The sequence below is a fragment of the Limimaricola cinnabarinus genome, assembly GCF_002723615.1.
In the GTDB taxonomy this organism is placed as follows: Bacteria; Pseudomonadota; Alphaproteobacteria; order Rhodobacterales; family Rhodobacteraceae; genus Limimaricola; species Limimaricola cinnabarinus_B.
Genome location: NZ_KZ305012.1, coordinates 1 through 1923, shown reverse-complemented (window position 1 = coordinate 1923; position 1923 = coordinate 1). Strand labels below are relative to the sequence as shown.

The following is a 1923-nucleotide window of genomic DNA, read 5'->3' as shown; positions in this document are numbered from 1 at the left end:
GATCGCGGTGCCCAGGCTCAGGTACACCGCCCCGAAGACCAGCCACATGCCCGTCTGCACTCCGACAAGCCTCTGTCCAAGCAGAACGACCAGACCGCCGAAGCCGCCCATCACGACAATCCTCGCCATCAAGAAAACCAGTGCCGCACTCATCCTCTGCGCAGCGGGGCGGTGTCGCTGCCCCTCGAGAAACAGCACATGCGCCCCGAGTGTGCAGGGCTCGACGAAGCCGAGCAGCCCGAGACCGAAGGCAGGCAGCAGCGTCTGAAAGGTGATGTCCATGGTGCAATGGTATCGTTGAAACCGGTGGGCGAGGCAAAGCCTGGCCCCGCTAATGGCCGGGAACGCAGACATGGAAGGGCCGCAGCGCTATCTCGACAACGGCACCGCCCTCCACCGTACGAAAGCCAGCGGGTTCCGCCCCTGCCTGTCCTGCGGCATGACGCCCCCGGCCACATTTGGCACCACACCGACCGCGTGCTGCGCGAGATCATCCTGTGCGACATCGCTGCAATGGTCGGCAAGGGCTACGAAAGCCGTCCTATTCAACTGTGGTGGTCCATGCCGTGCTGGTCCGGGTTGTAGGGGTTGCCCGCCTTCGGGTAGAGATAGACCTTCGTGCCCAGAGGGACCTTCTCGTAGAGCTCGATGATGTGGTCGTTCACGAGCCGCGCGCAGCCGTTCGAGACCGCTCGACCAATGGTCGAAGGCTGGTTGGTGCCATGGATGCGCAGATAGGTGTCGCGGCCGTCGACGAAGAGATAGAGCGCCCGCGCGCCGAGCGGATTGTCGAGCCCACCGGGCATCCCGTCTTCCGCATACTTCTCATATTTTTCGGGCTCCCGCTTCACCATGGCCGGCGTAGGCTTCCAGCTCGGCCACTCTTTCTTCACCTGCACGACATAGCGTCCGGCATGATAAAGGTCGTTACGCCCGACGCCGACGCTGTAGCGGATGGCCCTGCCCTCCGGCAGCGTCCAGTAGAGCGCGAACTCGTCCGGCATCACGTGGATCTCCCCGGGGGCGATACCCGCCGCGATCTCGACTTCGCGCGGCAGGAACTTCTCAGGCAATTCCTGGCTGGAATGCGCCCATGCCGATCCGGGAAGCCAAGCGCTTGCCGCTCCAAAACCTGCGGCCCGTGTCAGAAACTGTCGTCTTTGCATGCCATTCGCCTCAATGCTCGACCGGTTACCATGACTGAAAGTCTGCCCGGCTCTGTGGGTTCATCACTCAAATCGATATGCCGGAAGAACCTGCTCCGGCGCCACACACGAACCAGTCAGCCACTCTCGGTCAGGGGCACCTTGCCGCCCATCACCTGAAGCATGAACGAACCCGACGCAGTGATCATCAGGAAGCCATGGAAAGCCTCGATCCCGGTGATGAACCGCAGATGGCCGTCCGGGTTCAGGTCGCCCCGCCCCAGCGTGGTGAAATTGACCAACGAGAAGTAGAAATAATCCATGATGCCTACGTCCTTGGTCTCAGGGCCCGGCACGTTCAGTTCGCCAATCCCCAGCCCCCGCGCCGCCCATAGGAAGATCGCCGTGTAGACCAGCGCTTCGATCACATGCGCAGTGGTAACCGCGCCGACGGTTAGCGCGAGGTGGCGACCACGCTTTGTGTTGCCACCGCGGGCGATCGCATCGGACACGGTCTTCAGCGTCCCGTAATGGATCGCGGTGCAGATCGCGACGACGAGGATCGAGAGCAAGATAGCCTGGATCATGCGGGCTCAATGAGGATCGGGGCAGATCCGTTCCCGATCAATCCCGCGCCTTCTCGAGCAGGGCGACCATCTCGCGGAACTTGGAGCGCTGCTCATCGGCGTCGCCCGACAGGATCGCCGCCTCCATGCAGTGGTTGGCGTGGTCTTCGATCAGGAGCCGTTCCACCGCCTTGAGCGCCGAGCGCACGGCG

Annotated in this window: 3 protein-coding genes and 1 pseudogene; all 4 read right to left on the bottom strand. The window is 62.9% G+C overall.

Annotated elements, in window-relative coordinates; genetic code table 11:
* Window positions 1-282: pseudogene (locus CJ301_RS18465) on the bottom strand (hypothetical protein); the annotation flags it as partial.
* 263 nt (window positions 283-545) lie between these two features.
* Window positions 546-1166 (bottom strand): L,D-transpeptidase, encoded by a 621-nt coding sequence (locus CJ301_RS18455; RefSeq protein ID WP_173812398.1) that lies wholly within the window; start codon window positions 1164-1166, stop codon window positions 546-548.
* Window positions 1167-1282: 116 nt separating this feature from the next.
* Complete coding sequence (locus CJ301_RS18450; RefSeq protein WP_099278780.1) at window positions 1283-1732, bottom strand: ion channel; 450 nt, start codon at window positions 1730-1732, stop codon at window positions 1283-1285.
* A gap of 37 nt (window positions 1733-1769) precedes the next feature.
* Window positions 1770-1919, bottom strand: coding sequence for a metal-sensing transcriptional repressor (locus tag CJ301_RS18445; protein WP_301553824.1), 150 nt, complete (start codon window positions 1917-1919; stop codon window positions 1770-1772).
* Window positions 1920-1923: the final 4 nt, after the last annotated feature.

Bases quoted from the DNA above. Each gene is read 5' to 3' on its own strand.
- CJ301_RS18455 (WP_173812398.1), bottom strand. From the start codon at position 1,166: ATGCAAAGACGACAGTTTCTGACACGGGCCGCAGGTTTTGGAGCGGCA.
- CJ301_RS18450 (WP_099278780.1), bottom strand. From the start codon at position 1,732: ATGATCCAGGCTATCTTGCTCTCGATCCTCGTCGTCGCGATCTGCACC.